At 65.9% G+C, this 18,380-nt stretch carries 16 protein-coding genes and 1 pseudogene; 7 read left to right on the top strand and 10 right to left on the bottom strand.

Annotated elements, in window-relative coordinates; all coding sequences use genetic code 11:
- Positions 1-12: 12 nt before the first annotated feature.
- Entirely contained in the window at positions 13-747 is a 735-nt protein-coding gene (locus ACIQKA_RS34545; protein WP_402543367.1) for a transposase family protein, read from the bottom strand.
- A 976-nt stretch (positions 748-1,723) separates the two neighbouring features.
- On the opposite strand from ACIQKA_RS34545, the gene ACIQKA_RS34540 reads away from it, so the two are divergent.
- The 3 genes from ACIQKA_RS34540 to ACIQKA_RS34530 all read left to right on the top strand — a co-directional run bounded on the left by ACIQKA_RS34540 (position 1,724) and on the right by ACIQKA_RS34530 (position 3,660).
- Positions 1,724-2,158, top strand: a complete 435-nt coding sequence (locus tag ACIQKA_RS34540) for a hypothetical protein (RefSeq protein WP_402543359.1) — start codon at positions 1,724-1,726, stop codon at positions 2,156-2,158.
- Positions 2,159-2,344: 186 nt separating this feature from the next.
- Complete coding sequence (locus ACIQKA_RS34535) at positions 2,345-2,995, top strand: helix-turn-helix domain-containing protein (RefSeq protein ID WP_402543358.1); 651 nt, start codon at positions 2,345-2,347, stop codon at positions 2,993-2,995.
- Positions 2,929-3,660, top strand: coding sequence for a hypothetical protein (locus tag ACIQKA_RS34530; RefSeq protein ID WP_402543357.1), 732 nt, complete (start codon positions 2,929-2,931; stop codon positions 3,658-3,660). The genes ACIQKA_RS34535 and ACIQKA_RS34530 overlap by 67 nt, the downstream gene beginning before the upstream one ends.
- A 138-nt stretch (positions 3,661-3,798) precedes the next feature.
- On the opposite strand, the gene ACIQKA_RS34525 is transcribed toward ACIQKA_RS34530, so the two are convergent.
- The 4 genes from ACIQKA_RS34525 to ACIQKA_RS34510 all read right to left on the bottom strand — a co-directional run bounded on the left by ACIQKA_RS34525 (position 3,799) and on the right by ACIQKA_RS34510 (position 7,075).
- Positions 3,799-4,080, bottom strand: coding sequence for a hypothetical protein (locus ACIQKA_RS34525; protein WP_402543356.1), 282 nt, complete (start codon positions 4,078-4,080; stop codon positions 3,799-3,801).
- Positions 4,081-4,106: 26 nt separating this feature from the next.
- Positions 4,107-4,981, bottom strand: a protein-coding gene (locus ACIQKA_RS34520; RefSeq protein WP_402543355.1) for an IS5 family transposase whose coding sequence is annotated in 2 segments (ribosomal slippage) — positions 4,107-4,634 and positions 4,637-4,981 — 873 coding nt in all. Because the reading frame shifts where the segments join, the coding sequence is not laid out codon by codon here.
- 44 nt (positions 4,982-5,025) lie between these two features.
- Complete coding sequence (gene tcmP, locus ACIQKA_RS34515; protein WP_386367165.1) at positions 5,026-6,237, bottom strand: three-Cys-motif partner protein TcmP; 1,212 nt, start codon at positions 6,235-6,237, stop codon at positions 5,026-5,028.
- 91 nt (positions 6,238-6,328) lie between these two features.
- Positions 6,329-7,075 carry a DUF5131 family protein gene (locus ACIQKA_RS34510; RefSeq protein WP_402543354.1) on the bottom strand — a complete coding sequence of 249 codons (747 nt, stop codon included), beginning with the start codon at positions 7,073-7,075 and terminating at the stop codon, positions 6,329-6,331.
- 391 nt (positions 7,076-7,466) lie between these two features.
- Here ACIQKA_RS34510 and ACIQKA_RS34505 point away from each other — a divergent pair.
- Positions 7,467-8,259 (top strand): annotated as a pseudogene (locus ACIQKA_RS34505) (IS5 family transposase).
- 233 nt (positions 8,260-8,492) lie between these two features.
- Here ACIQKA_RS34505 and ACIQKA_RS34500 read toward each other — a convergent pair.
- The gene (locus ACIQKA_RS34500) at positions 8,493-8,993 is read right to left on the bottom strand and encodes an ATP-binding protein (RefSeq protein ID WP_402543353.1); all 501 of its coding nucleotides are present in this window, start codon (positions 8,991-8,993) and stop codon (positions 8,493-8,495) included.
- A 269-nt stretch (positions 8,994-9,262) separates the two neighbouring features.
- On the opposite strand from ACIQKA_RS34500, the gene ACIQKA_RS34495 reads away from it, so the two are divergent.
- Entirely contained in the window at positions 9,263-10,255 is a 993-nt protein-coding gene (locus ACIQKA_RS34495; RefSeq protein ID WP_381440666.1) for a LysR family transcriptional regulator, read from the top strand.
- 413 nt (positions 10,256-10,668) lie between these two features.
- On the opposite strand, the gene ACIQKA_RS34490 is transcribed toward ACIQKA_RS34495, so the two are convergent.
- Entirely contained in the window at positions 10,669-13,254 is a 2,586-nt protein-coding gene (locus ACIQKA_RS34490) for a collagenase (protein ID WP_402543352.1), read from the bottom strand.
- Positions 13,255-15,012: 1,758 nt separating this feature from the next.
- On the opposite strand from ACIQKA_RS34490, the gene ACIQKA_RS34485 reads away from it, so the two are divergent.
- Entirely contained in the window at positions 15,013-15,447 is a 435-nt protein-coding gene (locus ACIQKA_RS34485; protein WP_381440670.1) for a hypothetical protein, read from the top strand.
- Between the two features lie 552 nt (positions 15,448-15,999).
- Here ACIQKA_RS34485 and ACIQKA_RS34480 read toward each other — a convergent pair.
- The 3 genes from ACIQKA_RS34480 to ACIQKA_RS34470 are packed head-to-tail and all read right to left on the bottom strand — an operon-like array spanning position 16,000 to position 17,572.
- Positions 16,000-16,620: a hypothetical protein gene (locus ACIQKA_RS34480; RefSeq protein ID WP_402543351.1), complete on the bottom strand. Its 621-nt coding sequence runs from the start codon at positions 16,618-16,620 to the stop codon at positions 16,000-16,002.
- A 2-nt stretch (positions 16,621-16,622) separates the two neighbouring features.
- On the bottom strand, positions 16,623-17,306 hold the full coding sequence (locus ACIQKA_RS34475) for a sigma-70 family RNA polymerase sigma factor (RefSeq protein WP_390112901.1): 684 nt from the start codon (positions 17,304-17,306) through the stop codon (positions 16,623-16,625).
- A 5-nt stretch (positions 17,307-17,311) separates the two neighbouring features.
- Positions 17,312-17,572, bottom strand: a complete 261-nt coding sequence (locus ACIQKA_RS34470) for a hypothetical protein (protein ID WP_383448951.1) — start codon at positions 17,570-17,572, stop codon at positions 17,312-17,314.
- 423 nt (positions 17,573-17,995) lie between these two features.
- On the opposite strand from ACIQKA_RS34470, the gene ACIQKA_RS34465 reads away from it, so the two are divergent.
- Positions 17,996-18,187, top strand: coding sequence for a hypothetical protein (locus ACIQKA_RS34465; RefSeq protein ID WP_402543350.1), 192 nt, complete (start codon positions 17,996-17,998; stop codon positions 18,185-18,187).
- Positions 18,188-18,380: the final 193 nt, after the last annotated feature.

Genomic DNA, 18,380 nt, shown 5'->3' with positions numbered 1-18,380 from the left:
CTCTTTCCAACCTCACGCTGACGCGTGGTGAAGGACGAGGACGGCCTTCACGATGTTGGTGATGCGGCTGGTGCTGCAGCGGAGTTTCCGCAGGAGCCGCCAGCCCTTCAGGGTGGCCATGGCCTGTTCACCGACACAGCGGACTTGGCGTGGGTGGTGTTGTGGCGGCGCTTCCATCGCTTGAGGTGGCGGCCTCGGAACGGGATGCGGACAGTTTCTGCCGGCTCCTTGATACGCCTTATCCGCCCAGCATGTGAGGCCCGCTGCGGCGAGGGCGTCGATGATCCCGTGCTGCCGGGCGGCGGTCAGGTCGTGGGTCGAGCCGGGCAGAGCCGGTGAGGCCCAGAGCAGACGGCCGAACGGATCGGTGAGGACCTGGACGTTCATGCCGTGGCGTTTGTGTTTTCCGGAGTAGTACGGGGTGTCGGCGGCGATGCGGTCGATGGGCAGCAGGGTTCCGTCGAGGATGACGAACGCCTTCGTCCGGATGGTCTTCATCGCCTCGGTCAGAGTCGGGGCGAGGGCCGCCAGGACCTCGATGACCTCACGGATGTAGCGGTAGACGGTTGCGATCCCGATGCCGAACCCGGCCGCAAGTTGGGCGTAGGTGTCACCGCACCGCAGGTGGGCCAGGACGAGCAGGGCCTGACGTGCCACGGGAAGCCTTCGCCACCGCGTCCCGATGTCCCGGCGCCTGGCCGTCAGTCGTCCGGCCAGGAACCGCAGAGTGCGGGCGGACAAGTCGATCGAGGACGGCTAGACAAGCCCGCGAAGCTCCTGGCAGGCATGGGGACCTTGGTCGAGACCCCGTCTACCAGGAGCTTCGTCGCTGTGCAGGACTGTCCAACTCGCGCCGAGCGCCGCCAGCTTGGAAGAGGCTCCGTGTACCCGCAGCAGCTCGTCGACGACATCCTGCCCATCATTACGGCCGACCGGGACTGGTCGGTATCGGCCGGGTACGACGGGGCGAGTGTGTCGGCCGGGACATGTATGCCTCCGCCCTCGGGGTCAGGGATTACCGAGAGGTAGCCTTTCGGTCAAGCGGGGGTGATCCCCGTCACATGGTATGGGTCATTTCGAGCAGCGGGTCCGATGCGGCCGGCCTCACGTGCCTCATATGCCTGTTATCGACCTTGCGCGATGCTTTTGCGTATTTTCGGCGCTGTACCGCGCGTTGTGCCGCCCGTTTGAGCTGCGGTTTCTCAGACGAGCGAACGGCGGGTTGCGGCAAGGAGGTTGACGCGGAAAATAACTGCTACAAACCTTCCGACAGACCACTGTAGTGCCTCGACAAACATACCTGACTTCCAGTCAGATGCATGTCAACTCCGCTTGCTCATCAGCCAGGTGACCCTTCCCCACCTCCCGCCCGGGGGTCCAGTACATTCGGATGCCCGGCTCGAAACCGGACGCGCCTGCGGGCGTGTGGCCCAGACGCACCGCGCATCGCGCGGCGCGGATCCACAAGGGAGGTGCTGATGAAAAGTCGTCTACACGTTCCACTTGCCTCACGGGCGTACGACGCCCCCATCCGAGCTGACTGTGGCCCCGGAGATGGTCTCTCCGGGGCCACAGTCATAAGCATCCGCTTACACGTTGGAGCGTGTCTGCGGATCATCTTTCACGGCGAACCGTCCCTGTCGGTCTCAAGCGTCAGGACGGCCCTACACGAAGGAACAGGGTAATGGCTATAGCTATTCCAAGTGGCGTTTCCACCGAGATAGTGACCACGGCGATGGTCTCGACGGCGTCCGCGGACCTCGTCGCCGTGGCGGTCTGGGCCGGCCCCACGGTCTCCGCGCTGGCTCTGGGGCTGGCGGTCAAGGTCCACCGCCACAACAAGGCCGAGCTGAAGCGGGCCGAGGCGCGGGTCAAGGTGGCGGAGCTGCTGACCGTCGTCGACAAGTGCGAGGACCGCGCGGTCACCCCCGCCGACGTCGCGGAGATCAAGGCGTTCGGCCCCTCCTTCGGGCGTCTCGCGAAGGTCCTCAAGAAAGTGCGGGAGGTCGAGCACGTCAACACGGCCATCAAGGGCGTGGTCGACATCCCGCCACTCGCCGCCGGAGGCGACCCGCACCTCTACCAGCAGCGGCTGGGCGAGGCCATGGGCCGGCTCAAGGACGTCTTGGAGGCGGCGTACGAGGCCTTGAGCGCCTGATCCGGCGAAGGAGCTCCTTTCCGGAGGGGTTCCCGCGGATGCTTCCGGACCGTCGGCCCGGGAGCATCCGTGCGTCTGCCCGCGGATCACGTGGCGCTCAGAGCGGCAGGTCTCTACAGAACAAGCAGGTTGGAGTCCATGTAGTAGTTCCGTGTGGGGACGCGGCCGTTGGTGGAGTAGGGGGCGATGAACAACTCTTTGTTCGCCGCGTCGGCGGCGGACCTGACGATCGAGCGCATCCGCGCCCTCGCCGCGCGTCCGGATCAGGTGGAGAGTCTGACGCTGGAGTTCAAGCGCGAGTACTCCAGAAGCATGGTGAAGACCATCGCGGCGATGGCCAACACTTACGGCGGCATGATCCTGGTGGGCATCGAGGACAAGGACGAGCCGGGCGTCGAGCGCGTCGTCGGCGTCGATGCCCAGGAGGAGATCGACAAGATCGCCAGCGGGTGCCGCGAGAAGTTCGATCCGCCCTGGGAGCCGACCTTCATCCCCGTCCCGTTCAACGACGGGACCGGGCGCAGCGTGGTAATCATCCGGGTTGACGCCAACGTTGCGCCCCGGCCGCTGCTGATAGACCTGCAGGCGCCGATCCGGCTGAGCGGGCAGAACTCCATCGCCGACCGCGACCGGCTTCTCAAGCTGGCCCGGGAGGAGCCGTCCGCGGGCGTGCTGCCCACGGGGCAGCACGTCATGTCCCCGAACCTGGGGGGGACCGGGAGGGCAAGGCCCCTGCGGACTTCATCCTGCGCACCGGCATCAACCTCCCGATGGGAGAGGCCGGCGCCTGGCGCCCGCTGTCGGAGAGGACCGTCGCCGCTCTCACCCAGGCGCTGAACAGCTCGGTCTTCCCCGCCGCTCTGCAGATCCTCGGGCACGGATCGTTCTCCTCGTCCACAGGGTTCCGGCAGCACGGGTACAACAGGTCCCGCACCGCCCGGCTGGTGTATCGGGCCCTGAGCAACGGCTCGGTGCCGCACCCGGTGGAGGCCGTCGTCACGGTCGCCCTGCCCGAGGTCTACGGCACTTCCACGGCAGCGACGGCGACGCTCACCATCAACGTTATCTCCCGGGTTTGTAGGTACGTCGACGCCCTCGACAAGGTGGGGGTGCCCGGGGAGGAGTACCGCTACCCGGTTCCGAACCTGCTGGACCTGCTCGAAGGGATTCTGAAGACCACTGTCGACCCCAGGGTCGTCGCGGAGATCGCCCGCATCACCGACATCGACCCCGCCCTGGTGGCGCAGCCGCGCGAGCTCCATCTCGTCGCGGACCGGCAGGTCAAGGAACTCCTTCGCCCCGATCTCCTGCAGGAGATCCCGGACGCTGGTGCGTCGGCCGGCGGCATCTTCCGCGCCAACCCCGCCTTGGACCTGCGTGATATCGCCGACCGCCAGGAGCAGGTGGATGACTGGATCCGCCAGCTCGGCCTGGACGCCGGCCTGACCGGCATGGAGGCCCTGGTCGAGAGCTACCGGGCCTCGACCCGGCCGAGGCCGTAGCGCGTAGGGTACGAGGCGTCTGGCCCCCGGCAGGTTGAATGCCAGGGGCCAGATATTTTGTACAGGGCGGTTAGGGATCGCTTTTGAGTAGCGCGATCTAGGGCCTGTTGTGAAAGTAATCAGGGGCCTGCGGGAAGCTCACAGCCCTCGGATGGCTTCGGCCAGGTCGGAGCCGTAGGAAGCCCAGCAGATGAGTGAGCCGTCGGCGTCGAGCTGTCCCATGAACCATTCGTCATCAGCTCGGGCGAGGCAGAGGTCATGAAAGGACAGGATGAGATCGGGCTGGAGGACGTCGTAGTCGACGGAGTCGAACTGTTCGACAACGACGAGTCGTTCGGGCGAGAGCAGATCGGCCTCGGCGTCGCCCGACGCCGAACGGACCCGCTCGATCGTCCATCCGTCCGGGAGATCTGCGTTCACTGCCGCATGGTCGCAGTCAGGGTGTCTCACAGCCACTCGTTTATCGCGGCGACCAGCACTGTTGCGTGATAGCGGACGGCGAGTTTGTCGTACCTGGTGGCGACCGCCCGGTGACGCTTGAGGCGATTGATCCCGCACTCGACGGCGTGCCGCTGCTTGTAGTCGTCCTTGTCGAATTGGGGTGGGCGGCCGCCGCGGGAGCCGAGCTTTCGGCGGTTGCGAATCTGGTCCGCCTTCTCCGGGATGGTGCACTTCACGCCGCGTCGGCGCAGGTAGGAGCGGTTCGCGCGGGAGCCGTACGCCTTATCTGCCCTGACCCTGTCCGGCTTGGTGCGAGGGCGGCCGGGACCCGTCCTGAGCACCCGGATGGCGTTCAGGACCGGCTGGAACTGGGGGCTGTCGTGCCGCTGGCCAGCGGTGACGAGCAGGGACAGCGGCTTCTGTCCCTGCTCGACCGCCAGGTGCAGCTTCGTTGTCAGCCCGCCGCGCGAGCGGCCGAGACCGTGATCGTCGGGCTCAGTGTCGACGCCGCCGGGAGGCTCCTTCCGGGGATCCCCTTTTTACGCGCTCCAGCGGCATGCTGGTGGGCGCGAACGATCGTGGAGTCGACGCTCACGTCCCATGTGATCAGGCCGTTCGCATCGGCCTCGGCCTGCAACTGCTCGAAGATCCGCTTCCAGGTGCCGTCGCGCTGCCAGCGCCGGAACAGGTCGTAGGCCCGGTCCCACGGCCCGTACCGCTCAGGCAGGTCACGCCAAGGCGCCCCGGTCCGAGTCCGCCACCGTATGCCGTCGATCAACTGCCGACGGGTCCAGGTCCGCGGGCGGCCTGGCTTCTTTCCCACCGGCAACAACAGCTCCAGTCGCTCCCACTGGCCGTTCGTCAGATCACCACGTCCCACGGACCGTGATCATCTACGACCTTGATCCACTTTCGCAACAGGCCCTAGTGGGGTCCGGTGACCCGGAGGTCGCGTACGGTGCCAACCCCGTTGCAGGTCGTCTTTTTCTCCCTGAAGAGTTCCTTGATGGCGGCGCGAACGTGCATTTCGCGGGCTTCGCCAAGTACGCCGGCCAGGACCTCGGCCTGGTAGTCGCCTACGACGAAGCTGCCGTGCTTGTGTAGGAGATCTTCCAGGTTGGCACGGATCCTCTTGATCCACCTGAGTCGGCGAGCTTCTTCCTCCTGGTCGAAGGTGTCGCCGGGGCTGAAGAGCATGTCGGGGTTCTCCGGCGGGAGGCAGGCGCGGCGCCATTCAATTTGCGCGCGGCTGGCCGCTTCGCCGAAGAGCCACAGGCCGTCCCGGTGACGGCTGAAGTGGACCAGGTTGTAGGCGACCTGGAGATTCGCGCGGTTGCGTACTTCCACGGTCCATGAGCCCGCGCCAACGGCTCTGCCGACCCGCCGGGCGAAGCCTTCGGTGATGCGGTCGACGGCCTCGGCATTGTCCCTGGAGTCCAGGAACTCCTCCTGCCACCAGTCCCCGCCACAGGCTGCGTCCAGGGCCCCTAGAGTGGCCGGCTTCCCGGGGGTGTCCTTGCTGCTGGTGAGGAGACCGCCGATGCGGCGTACCGCGTTGGCGTTGAAGTTCAGGAGCACTTCGGTGGGCTTGCCGCTGGCGCGACGGCTTCCGAAGATCCGCTGAGTGAGGGCCTCAAAGGTGATGCCGAGACCGAAGGGGTCGAGAAAAGCGAACAGAGGCGCCCCCTGGGCTGCTTCCAGGACGTGGTCCAGGTGCCTTTCGGCACGGCCTTGCAGAGCGTGAGCGGCAAGGCCCTGCTCGCGGGCTTCGGCGACGAGCTGGGACAGGGACTGGAAGTTCTTGCGGTTCTTCTCGATGAAGTAGCAGTCGAGCTTGCGGAAGTCCGCGATGGCTGCTGCCGACTGGAGGATGAGGGCCGGTGAGCCAGGAGTGCCGTCGTCGTACCGGCCGGGTCCGGCGTATCCGTCGAGGTAGACGACCCGGCCGTCCCGTGCGTGCTTACCGACCTTGCTGGCGAAGGGGACGACGTACTTGTCGAGGATCGCGTGCTTGAGGACGGCTGCGGCCTTCTTGCTGACGAAGAAGGGGCTGGTGTCGCGGACGTCTTCGCCGGCGGTTTCACCACTCAGGTCGAGTACAGCGCTGTCGAGCGCTGCTTCGTCGGGTCCTTCCAAGATCTCCGCCTCTCATCTCAGAACATCTGGGACAAGTTTGCGGCGGGTGAACCTGGTGTGTATCGGTATTGGAGAAACCGGATCGGACCGCTTACACAGTGGCTGGAATCGGCATCTGGTCCCAGGTGCGCCCGTCCAGGGTCCGTCCGCCGGCCTTGGGTGTGTGGCCGCCCCACTGCTTGAAGAAGAACGCGACGTTCTCCTCCACGCACAGATCACGGATCTGCGCAGGCCAGAGAGGGTCCATCGGCCGGTGACGCGGTCCTGACTCGCCGCCGGCGATCACCCAGTGGATGCCGTCAAGCCTCAGCCCCTCAAGCGGGCCCAGGAGTGGTTCGCAGGACAGAAAACGGACTGCTGCGGGAACTTGGCGCAGGTCATCCACTCGCGGCAGTTCCTTCGCAGTCTCTACCGAGACGCCCATCCACACATTGGCCGGCCATTCCAGACGGTCGGCGACCTGTCGCAGTCGGCGGGCCCGCTTGGTCAGGACCTGATAGGTGTGCTGAGGCGTATCTGTCATCACCTCGAACACACGGCGCACGAAGTCCAGGGGCACCCGGGCGTGGAAGAGGTCGGACATGGAGTTCACGAACACCGTGCGGGGGCTCTTCCACCCGTAGGGGACCTCCAGGGCGTCAGGGTGGACTGTGAGGTCGAAGCCCGGACCTGAAGTCCGGGGATCACCATCGTTCTGGTACTTGGCGGCTCCCATGGCCTTCAGCCGCTTCGCCAGGGCCAGTGCGTAGCAGTTGTCGCACCCCGACGAGACCCGGTCGCAGCCCGTCGTCGGGTTCCAGGTTGCCTCAGTCCACTCGATCGAACTCCGGTCACTCACCGGTTACCTCCTGTCTGGCCACTGCCGGGCACCGCAAGACAGCAAAGCATCCCGGAGACCGTGGCATAGGCCATCCAACCACCCTTCTGACTCAGGATCTTGGCGAAAGTTCGGTTCTTGGGAAGGCGAGAGCCAAGAGGGCCATCAACGTGCAGTTCAAGGCGCCAGGAAGCACTGAAGATGACAGGATGCCGATTCAGCCGGAACCGGGAAGCGTCCGTCAGAAGTGCTGACGAGACGGCCTCGCGGCCACCGGTTGTCGTGTCCCTTGTAGAGGCCTCGTGGCCTCACCGCCCATAGAGCTCGTAACACGATCTTGTGAACTTGCCCTGGTCAGGCGTGACCGGTAGGACGATTCGGCCGTTCGGAGAGGGTGAGTGTTCGGCCGTGGATCGTAAACGGCGACTTGTGGGCGCTGATCGAGCCGCTGCTGCCGCCCTGGCCCGAGAGGGCTCCCGGCCCGCGGCCGGTGCCGGACCGGCAGTTCCTGCAGGGCATCCTGTACGTGCTGCACAACGACATTGCCTGGCAACTACTGCCCTTTAAGTTGGGGGTTCGGCTCGGGGCAGACCTGCTGGCGGCGTCTCGATCGCCGACAGCAGGCTGGAGTCTTCGGCCAACTGCACCGCATCCTGCTCGCCGAGCTGAACGCGGCCGGCGAGCTGGACTGGTCCAGAACATGCGTGGACAGTTCCCACGTCCGCGCGAAAAAGAGGGTGCCGAGACCGGTCCGTCGCCGGTCGACCGGCGGAAGACGGGCAGCAAGCACCACCTGATCTGCGACGGACGCGGCACCCCGCCGAAGGTCATCACCACCGCGGCCAACGTCAACGACATCCACGCAGACCCTCGCCCTGGCCGACGGCATCCCGCCCGTCGCCGGCCGCCCCGGCCGACCGCACCACCGCCCTGAGGCCCTGCTCGGCGACAAGGGCTACGACTCCGACCCCCACCGCCGCGAACTGCGAGAACGCCGGATCCTGCCGATCATCTCCCGCGGGCGTGCTCCGAACACCGAGGGCCTGGGCAAGCTCCGCTACGTCGTCGAGCAGACCTTCGCCCTACTCCACCACTTCAAACGCCTCGCCGTCCGCTGTGAACGCCGCACCGAACTCCACGACGCCTTTATCTCCCTCGCCTGCAACCTCATCTGCTGGAGACGTCTCAAGAAGACCCGAACATGATCGTGTTACGAGCTCTTAGCCGATCTGTGGAAATTGAATACAGAGCAGTCGGGCGTAGCGGCAGGGGTGATCTTCTTCCGTGAACCACAAGAAAATTCTGCGCCTAGGGTGAGCTTTTCTCGCCCAGTCTGATTTTCAAGTCATTGTGCTGAACTCTTCTGGAGTCGATCGGTTGCATTTCTCCTGCTGAATAAGTTCCTCAAGATTTCCTGGTTGCTGGAGTGATGGAGGCCCTACGAGGGCGGGGAAATACTTTCCAGTAGATTCCTTCCCATCGGAGATAGCGACCAGCGCGCCTGATCCATAGTGGATTGCTTGTCCTGGGCATCAGCCTGCACCGTCTCAACAGCATGGCCGTCTGCCGTTTTTGCGGGAAGAACCGCCCAGCAGCGCTTACCGCCTGGTGCTGTTTCGGATCCTTGGATCAGGCAGAGTTCTTCGATCAGGGCGAGCCCACGTCCATACTCGTCGTCGGCCTGTGCCGAGCGGGGCTGAGGCAGCTTCGGACTACGGTCGAGGACCGAGACGATGATGAGGTCGTAGACCAGTGCCACCTCGGCGGTCATAGGCCCGCGTGCGTGCAGCAGGCCGTTAGTGAGCAGTTCCGAGGTCACCAGTTCCAGATTGAAGCACAGCTCTTCGTCGACGGGAACTCCCCACCACCTTATTGCGGCGGACACGTGGTGGCGGGCACTGTGAACCGCCGCTTCGGTTGCTTCAACAGTGAAGATCATGCGAGTGTGAGGCATGATGTTGCTCCTCGGTGGCAGGGTGCTGCAGATCCCGCAGATCCCGCAGACGCATCTGCGGATCAATGCGCAAATTCGAGACTTGCACGATGGCCACTTCTGATCAATAGACTGGGTCATATCGGATCGCTAGGCTCGCTCATAACACTCGCTGTTCGATATGAGATGCCTGCAGAGCGCGCCCGTGACAGGGGACCCGCTTTCTTCTTGCAGGCGCATAATAGAACTCTGTTCATCCGGATTGAGGTGTCCTCATGGAGCTGGAGTTGCGCCACTTGCGCGTATTGTGTGCGATAGCGGATTTGGGAGGTGTAGGACGAGCGGCTGCCGCGCTCGGATACACCCAGCCGGCCATGAGCACGCAGTTGCGCCGTATCGAGGGGATGCTTGGCGAGGGAGTTTTCACTCGCAGTAGCACCGGCATGGAACTCACGCACTACGGTGCACAGGTCGTTGGTCAGGCCCGTGAAATTCTGGTGCTTGCGGACAATCTGACTAGCCTTCGGCACTCGCGTACGTCTGCGCCAACACGTCGCCTTCGTCTCGGGGCTATCAATACGCCCGTGGTGCCTGTACTGCTGGACTCTCTTCGCGATTCTTTTCCCGATCTCGTTGTCTCTGTCAGCAGCGTGTATGCGACCGGGGAACTCCTGAGCCTTCTGGAAGCCGGTGAATTGGATGCCGGCCTGGGGTGCGACTACCCTGGGCTGCCGATTCAGCACTCCCCTAAATTGGATCATCGTGCCATCAGGACTGTTCCGGTCTTCGTGGCCACCCCTGCCACCCATCCGCTTGGGCATCGCCTTGAAATTCCCTTGGAGGGGCTTTCCGAGGATACTTGGTTTGTTTCTTCTGACGATGGGGTGGGATGGCCTGGGGCTTTTTATGAAGCCTGCCGGGCGGCAGGCTTCATGCCTGCGGTCACGCACGAGTTCCATGTGCTCGACCAACTGCAGTCGATGATCGCCAAAGGTCTCGGAGTCACTGCCGTTCAGCCCACTGTGTGCCCTGTGGACGGGGTACTGATCAAACCCCTGGCAGGGGATCCTCTGTGGCAGCGGCACTTGCTCTTGTGGCGCCGGGATTTGGTCGACGCGTCGGTTGTAGAGGCAGTTCATCATCATTCCGTTCGGACCCACCGTCAGCTGCTGGCTCAGGCTCCGCACTTTCAGAAGTGGGTAGCTCGTACGTACGCGCCTCCTCGTCCTGCCGACGGAACCAGAAAGACGCTTCCTGGTCCGGTTTGATGAGTAGTAAAGTTTTACGGAAGCTTGCTTCGATGTACGCGGCTGCCCGGGTAAATTCGTTTTCGCTTTCTTTCGGCCAAGTTCGTACAGCTGCGAGAACACCGGCTGCGTGGTAGCGGCCGGCGTTCTGCATGGTGAGCGGCGCGGGATGTCAAGGTCCTCATCCCTGGGCCGCGCGTCCACGGGTTCTTGTGCAAGCGCAACTCAACTGCCCGGCAGCGTGAGGCCTCGGTCCGGCTGTTACCTCTCGGGGTGGGGGCGGATCTCCAGGATTTGCCGGACGGTGTGTTGGCAGTCCGGGGTTGGGGGGACGGAGGTGTGTCTCCGTCCCCCCCAACCCCGGGGGAATGCCCGGGACGGGGGGAGCCGTCCCGGGCTGTGGTGGAGTTGTGGTTCTCCGTGGTGCCTGTGTGTCAGTAGCTGGTGGTGACGGTGACGCCGTTGAAGCTGTTCACGGCGTAGAGGCTGATGTAGTTCGCACCGGCCGGCGGGTTGGTGATGGTCAGGGTGTGGCTGTTGCCGGCTCCCGTGGAACGCTGTGTGTAGCTGGTGGTGACCGGCCAGCCGTTGCGGCTGTAGTACAGGTCCGCGTTGCCCGTACCGCCGGTGCTGGTGATCTTCAGCTGGGTGGTGCCGGCCGGGACGTAGAGGTAGAGGTAGGCGTAGTTGCCGGTGGTGGCGGACTGGTTGCTGCGCTGGCAGTTCTGGCCCAGCTCCCTGGGATCGGTGCCGGTGCACTCGGTGCCGGTGCCTCCGCCGCTGCTGACGGTGACGGTCCTTGTGGCAGTGGCCGTGGCGCCCTTGTCGTCGGTGACCGTCAGCTTCACCGTGTAGGTTCCGGCGGAGCTGTAGGTCTTGCTGGGGTTGGTGGCGTTGGAGGTGGTGCCGTCGCCGAAGTTCCAGGACCTGGAGGCGATGGTGCCGTCGGTGTCCGTGGACTGGTCGGTGAAGGTGGCCTTCAGCCCCTGGACAGCCGTGGTGAACGCGGCGGTGGGTGCCTGGTTGCCGGGCGGGTTGGTGCCTCCGCCGCAGTCGCCGGCCGCGCAGCCTGCCAGCCAGGTGTACCAGTCGTTGTTGTAGCGGGTACCGATGGTGCTGGTCAGGTAGGTCCGGGCGGCGTTCCAGTTGCCGGAACGGTAGTAGCCGAGGACCGTGTCCATGTCCGTGCGGTGGTTCTCCAGCATGTACCGGGTGGCGAGGTAGCCCCAGCGGTATATGCGTGTGGTGTCGTTGCTGTAGGTGGTGTCGAAGAGGGTGCTCAGGGCGTAGGTGCGGCGGCCCGCCTCCGTCATCGCGTCGGTGTAGGGGACACCGCGGTAGGAGTAGGAGACGTATTCCGCGAAGCCTTCGATCCACCAGATGGTCGGGGTGGTGGTGTTGGCGGTGAAGTCGCCGTGCATGTTGAAGCGGCCGTCGAGGTAGTGCGTGTACTCGTGGTTGAGGTTCCAGATCTGGAAGGTCGGGCGCACCCACTCGGCCTCGTAGGCGATGAACCGGGGCTGGTTGCCGGCAGCCGCCGGGTCTCCTTCCAGGTACATGCCGCCGTTGTTGGTGTCGATCCCGTATATGGCGCCGGCGTAGGTCTGGTAGTCGGTGCTGGAGTCGAAGACCACGACCTCGATGGTGCTGTTGTTGTCGTTGGCGACCGGGCCGTTGTCACGGGCGATGTTGTGGAAGTACGCGTCCTGGCTGCGCAGGCTGGAGCAGCTCGACGACAGCTCGCTCGAGGTCATCTGCTGGGCCTTGATGGTGATGCTCGAGCTGCACGGGTAGGTCACGGGCAGTACCGAGCTCATCAGCTGCGACTGCAGGTTGCAGGTGCCGTAGTAGGAGCAGTTGGCCTTGTCGTAGTAGTCGGTCATCTCTGCCACGCCGACCCAGAGCGGTGCGGTGGTGCCCTTGATCGAGCTGGCGTTCAGCAGACCGCTGGCCATGGGGCGGACCTTCGGCTGCAGCGCGGGGTGCTGCAGAAACCTGCCGAGTTCCCGCCCGGCGTTGGACGTCAGGTAGGACTGGTCCGTCCCCAGCAGCGACAGGTGGCCGGAGGCGAAGCTGTAGAGCGCGTCGATCAGGCTGGGGTCGGACTGGACCGCGGTCACGAACGCGGGCACCTGGTGGCCGCGGAAGGTCACGGTGTAGACGTCGTTGACGGCTTTGAGCATCCCCCGGGAGGTGTTCCAGGAGGAGTTGTAGTCCGCCAGCATCCGCTTGACGACGTAGATGTAGCGGGCGTTCTCCTCGGCGCTGTCGATCAGGATGACGGCCTCGGAGAGCGTCTCACCGTTGGCGTCCGTGACGTCGCGGGAGTGAGCGCTGGCGAAGAAGGCGTCGAGTCCCGCACGGATGGCGGTCTGGAGACCGCTGCCGTAGGACCCGACCGTGCTGGCGTTGTAGTAGTGGACGTAGTAGCCGGCGCGCAGGTAGAGCACGAGCTGCTCTATACCGGTGCTGGAGTTGCCGGGGTAGGACGCCGAACCGTCACGCAGGGCGTAGGCGACGGTGCTCATCTGCGCCTCGCGGAAGGCGTAGTAGGCGTCGTTCCCGGTCAGGTTGAACAGCGTGTTGACGCAGTCGGGCGTGGACGCCTTGATCTGTTGGACCAGCGCGCTGCCGGTGCGGCTGGTGAAGTCGGAGGCACTGCACGCAGCAGCGCTCTTGTCTCCGGCCGTCTTTCCCAGCGCCTTCTCCGCCGGCTTCGAGGAGGGCACGGGCGGTTTGGCGTCCTCGCCGTACTCCTCCTTGAGGGCGTCCTTGTTCGCGGCCAGGGGCGGCAGCTGGGATGCCTTCAGGCGCCCCTTCGCGACGTGTTCGCTCTCGGCGGTCCGCTGCCCGACGGGCGCGGATTCAGCCCGGTCCGGGCCTTCTGCCGTGATGCGTGTTGCCAGCTCGGTGTTCTCGGTTGCGCCGGCCGGCTGACCCAGCAGGCCGATGCCCATGGCGAGGGTCAGGGTCAGCGGCAGCGCCGCGCCCAGACTTCGTCGGACAAGTGACTTTCTCACTACGCCTCCCGTGAGGGAATCCGGCCACGCAGAACGTGGCCGATGGGGTGGGGGAGAGGGCATGGACAGCGGGAAGACCATGCGGACGATGTGGCTGGATGTAGAAGGTCCGTCCGGCTTGGCATGGCCACGCCCTAGGAGTTGGACCATGGCACAGGTGACATGGCACAGGGAAGGTGCCTGAGGGGACGCGAGATGGCCAGCTGGTGTACAGCACCGCCTGTGCCGGGCAGGCGCAGAGCAAGAACGCCCTGGTCGGAGCAGGGAGAGGCCTTGTCGGCCCGGCCCCGCCTTCCGAGACGGCAGGGGCATAACAGTTCCGCCGGAACAGGCATAAGACCCGGGGTGAAGATGTCACCGAACCCCGCGACGGACAGCCCGCATGCACAGCCGGTCCATGCTTCAGCCGCACAAGAACGTGAACCTGTTTCGGCCAGGGCGATCGGCGCCAGCAGCGGCACCGACTCGCTCTACAGCCACAGCCCGGAAGGTCCTGAACCCGCTGCCCGAGCTTGCCCGCAGCGGCCCGGCTGCGTAGGCCAGGCCTCCGTGAGGCCGAGCGGGATGATGCCGGCAGCTACAGGGCGTGTTCCGGCAACAGGACGGTGACAGTCTCCGCGTGGCCCTCGGGGCCGCGGGCCAGGAGCGGAGTGCGGCCGTGGTGGTCGAGGCGGTTGAGGGAATCCCTGTCGAGGAGGAGCCGCCCGTAGCGGTCGGCGAGGGTGCGGCAGGCCAGCGCGACGGCGTTCCCGAGGGGCTGGCTGACATTCAGATGCCGGCTGGCGGCGTGGGCATTGCGTGCGGGTGCAGGTACGGGTGGGGGCGCAGGGCGAGGTCGTCGAGGAGGCCCTGGGCGCGCCATTGTTCGTATGGAGGCTCATCGACGGCATGCCGGCGTGCCTTGTGCTCGCCGGTCGGGCAGCCAGCCGGTATCCGGCAGGCCAGGCCCTCCTCTGCCCCACACGCCGCATACGAAAGGTGCCGCTTCCACGCCCTGCTGAGGACTGCCGCCTGCCCCGGCGGTAACTGTGGTCGCGGTGCCCCCGCACCTGCTGCTTCATACGTTCCTCTACTCCCCCGGGCCCCATCCTGGCCGGTGGCGAGGGCCGGGCGTGTGAACCCGGCGGTCCGCAACGTGGAACGTGGGAGGGAGCGGAGGCCGGCCGTGGGCCGGCCACTGCGAGCAGCGGCCGGCTTCACCAGCCCCAGGAACTACAAGTTCAAAAGCTATGAGGTGGGGTGGCTGATGGTGATGGTCGCGCCGTTGGCGCCCGGCTTTGTTCACGAGCTCCGGCTCTGGCGCAACTTCCGTGGTCTCAAGCCGAAGCTGGACGCCTCGAACCGCAACGGCTTGGGAACCTGCAGCTCAGAAGCTTGTCATGAGGTCTGTGAAAGCCCAGTCGGTGTAGCTCCGCAGAGGTTGTACCAGAACCCTGCGATGTGAACGGAGCCGGCATTCCCGACCGTACCGACAGCCCCGATCTTCCGGGAGGCCGATCGGTTGGGCCGGCGGCCACCTCACCGGGACGTGTCTGAGTGCGGCTGCCTCCTTCACCGCCAACCTTGGTGCGAGCGCGGCCACTTCCCGCGTAGCCATTCACGCGGGGTTCAGGCCATTTGTTGGCCAGAACCGGTAGAAAAATACCTTTTTCCTCGGAGTCCGGCGCTGCCCGTCCCGGCGTGCTGCCATGCTCCACCCGAAAGACATGTGACATTTCACATTGCTCTCTGATGAGGGCAACGGAAGAGAGAGACCCCATGAAGAGTCTTGCCACCATCGCGGTCGCCGCTGCGACCCTGGCGACCCTGGCCACCGCCCAGGAAGCCGTCGCCGCGCCGACCGGCCCGGTCGGCGCCGTCACCACCTGCGGCACCCCCGGCGCGCCCGGAGTCCTCCTGACCCGGGCCTGTGTCGAGGTGAACGGCAACCAGGTCCGCTTCTACGGGGTCGCAGCCACGACCAACTCCGCGTGGCAGCCCCAGCAGGTCGGCTTCACGGTCGCCGGCACGGTCGTCGGCGGCGCCCCGATCGCGCCCATCAACCCGACCGTGCTCATACAGCCGGGCGCGACCTCGGTCGGCAGCATTGTCACCACCGCGCCGTGCGGTTCGACGGTCAACGGCAGCTTCTCCGTGAATCAGTGGGGCTGGCCCCCCTCGACCGCGACCGTCTCGGCCGTGGTGTCCTGCTGACCACAAGCTCCACCCGGACCCTGAGCCCCCACCAAGGCTGAAGCGGGACCAGACCGGCTCGCCGGTATCCAATGGCAACCGCCTTCAGGTGGAGCCCGGCAAGCAGCAGGTCCACGCATCATGAGGAGGGCCGCCGTCCGTGAGGCACGGCGGCCCTTTCAGCGCAGGCCTGCCCGGTACTGAGGTTGCAGTCGCAATGACCCCGAACCGTATGCCGTCGATCAGCCGTTGGCGAGGCCAGACGGGCGGCCGCCCCGGCTTCCTCCCCTTCGGCAGCAACGGCGCCAGCACCGCCCACTCTTCATCCGTGAGATCTCCCCGCCCTATGAGTGTGATCACCCAATGATCAAGATCCACTTTCGGGACACGGCCTAACGGCGTCGAGAGCCAGGGGGCGGTCTTTGCGAAGCAGACGACAGGGCGGTATGGATCGCCGAACTCTCTGTCGGTGAGCCGACCGAATCGTGGTGCCAGGGACGGTTCCGGAAACATCGCGAACACCAGCAGGCCGGGGCCCCTCGCAGAAGGAAAGGTCCCGGCCTGCTGGTGTTCTTACAGGGCGTCGGCGAACTCCTCGATCCGGTCGGCGAGGTCGAGGGCGGGGCGCGGGACCCGGCTGTGGCCGGATTCCTCGGCGGCGTCGACGGTGAGGCGGCCCACGGCGGCGCGCAGGGCTTCGTGCCGCGTGTCCGTGCGGCGGGCGAGGGTGCGTGGGACGGCCAGGTTTTCCGCGCTGACGGCCTGCAGGGCCCACAGGTCGGCGTCGCGGAGTTCGCCGCGGGCCAGGTGGTAGAGGTGCAGGCACTGGGCGGCGGTGGCGTTTTCCGCGCCGGCGGCGAACTGCCACCAGAACCTCGCTCCTTCTCGTTCGTCGACGAGGAAGAGCAGGGAGGCGAAGCGCAGGGCGCCGTCGTCGTCGATGCCGTCGTGGGCGAGCTGGGCGACGTGCTCGGCGGCGTCGCGGTGGCGCAGCAGGTGCGCGCACAGGGTGGTCAGACGCCGGTCGGCCTGGTCGTGCGGGGCGAGGAAGTTGCCGATGGGGGCGGGGTTGGTGCCGAACATCAGGGTCGAGGTGACGTCGCGGACGATCTCGCGCTTGAGGCCGGCGAGGTCCTGATCGGTGAACGGGTCGGGGTATCCGGCCCCGCCCAGGACGTCGTGGGTGCTGCGCACGGTTACTCCTTCTCACTCTCGTCGGCAGCCGGTTCCAGGGACAGGCCGAGCTTGCTGGCGATGCGCTCACGGGCCAGGCGCCGGTGAGAGCGGACGGTGTCGGGCTTGATGCCCATGATGTCGGCGACCTTGGCCGAGGAGAAGCCCAGGACGTAGTGCATGACGACGACGTCGAACTGCCGCTCGGGCAGGCCGGCTATCACGGTGTAGAGGCCGAGGGCGGAGTGCATCACCTCGAACTGGCGCCGCCTGGCCTCCAGGGTGGCGCGTACCGCCTGCTGGAAGGCGGCGGTCTTCACCATCTGCGGGGGCTGGCCGGTCAGCCGCAGGTGCATCTCCACGCGCTGCTTGAGCAGCTTCCACGCGTAGGCCTCGGGAGGGTTCTCCTCCTTGAGGATGTTCACCCAGTTCAGCATGAGGTGGGAGTAGCAGCGCTTGACCACGGCCAGGGCGGCCTGCTTGCTGTCGAGCATGGTGTGGGCGTAGCGCAGGTGGGCGCGGGCGTAGAGGTCGTAGAACGCCTCCTGGTCCGGCGTCATCTCGTACTCGATGCCTTCGAGGTCGTTCAGTTCTTCGAGGAAGTGGCGCTCTTCGGGACGCCCGGTCCCCGACGGTGCCTCCGGACGCTCGGCCTGCGGGCGCTGGGCCGACAGCTCCGGCTCCTCGGGCAGCGGCATGCCGCTCATGGTCTTCATCCCTCCCCGCGGTGGGAGACGGGCGGCCAGACGGCCGTGGCGGGAGCGGAGACCTCGCGGGTCTCCGGCAGGAGGGTGGAAACCTCACGTACGGCCGGCAGGAGAGCGGAGACCTCGGGGGTCTGCGTCAGGAGTTCGGCGGTGCCGATCCGTACCCCGGCGCGCAGCACACGCCGTGTCAGGGCGCACACGTCGGGGGCGAAGACGCGCAGGGCGGTGAGGACCACCAGCGCGATGATGAAGTCGTGAACGGTCACGGTTCCTGTTCCTTGGGATCATGACACGGCACCCCTTCCCCTCCAGGGGCACCGGAGGACTCTGCGTCCTCAACCGCAGCCTTTCGAACCGGCACGGGCAAACGCGTACCGGGAACCCAAATTTTTTAACTTGATGCGTTCAGACGATTACCGGACGCCATGGCTGACTTCATACCGCTACCGCTTGATCACTTAGAGCTCAAGGCTCCTACCAGGGAAAACGGGCAGGGCCGACACTCTCGGCATGCCGGGTGCGCGGGGTTCACAATCGTTCACCTCCGATCAGAAGTGATGCAAGTCACAGTTCAGAGGCGGGATTGACGACCCTTCACCACTCTCCGGGGCAGGCGTACGGCGGCACCGCCCCGTACGGCACCGACGACCGGGCCGTGCCCCCGCCGGTCCGCGGAAGTTGAGAACCTCATGGACCACGACTCCACCGCGCTGGTCACCGGCACCTACCCCGACGAACCCCGCCTCGCCCTGCTCACCGCCACCGAGGCCCGCGAGACCATCGAGCACCTCCAGCTCCTGGAGCGCCTCGATCCCGGCGGGCACGGCCGGGCGGCCAGGCAGCTCGCCGCCGACCTCGCCCGTCGCCTGCCCGCCTGGTAGCCGGCCCCGGCGATCGCACCGGATCGTCGTCTCGCCGTGCCCGGCGCATACGGCCTTCTCGACGGCCATCCAATAGGCCTGCCGCACAGACCGGGGACGCCTAGGCAGTGTCTTCAAATGATCACCGCTGGTGGATCATGGTGTTGTGATACGTCGCCATGAACTGTCGGACACCGAGTGGGAGTTCGTCCGG

The organism is Streptomyces sp. NPDC092045, from assembly GCF_044756005.1.
GTDB lineage: Bacteria > Actinomycetota > Actinomycetes > Streptomycetales > Streptomycetaceae > Streptomyces.
This window is presented reverse-complemented; position numbering and strand designations above follow the sequence as displayed.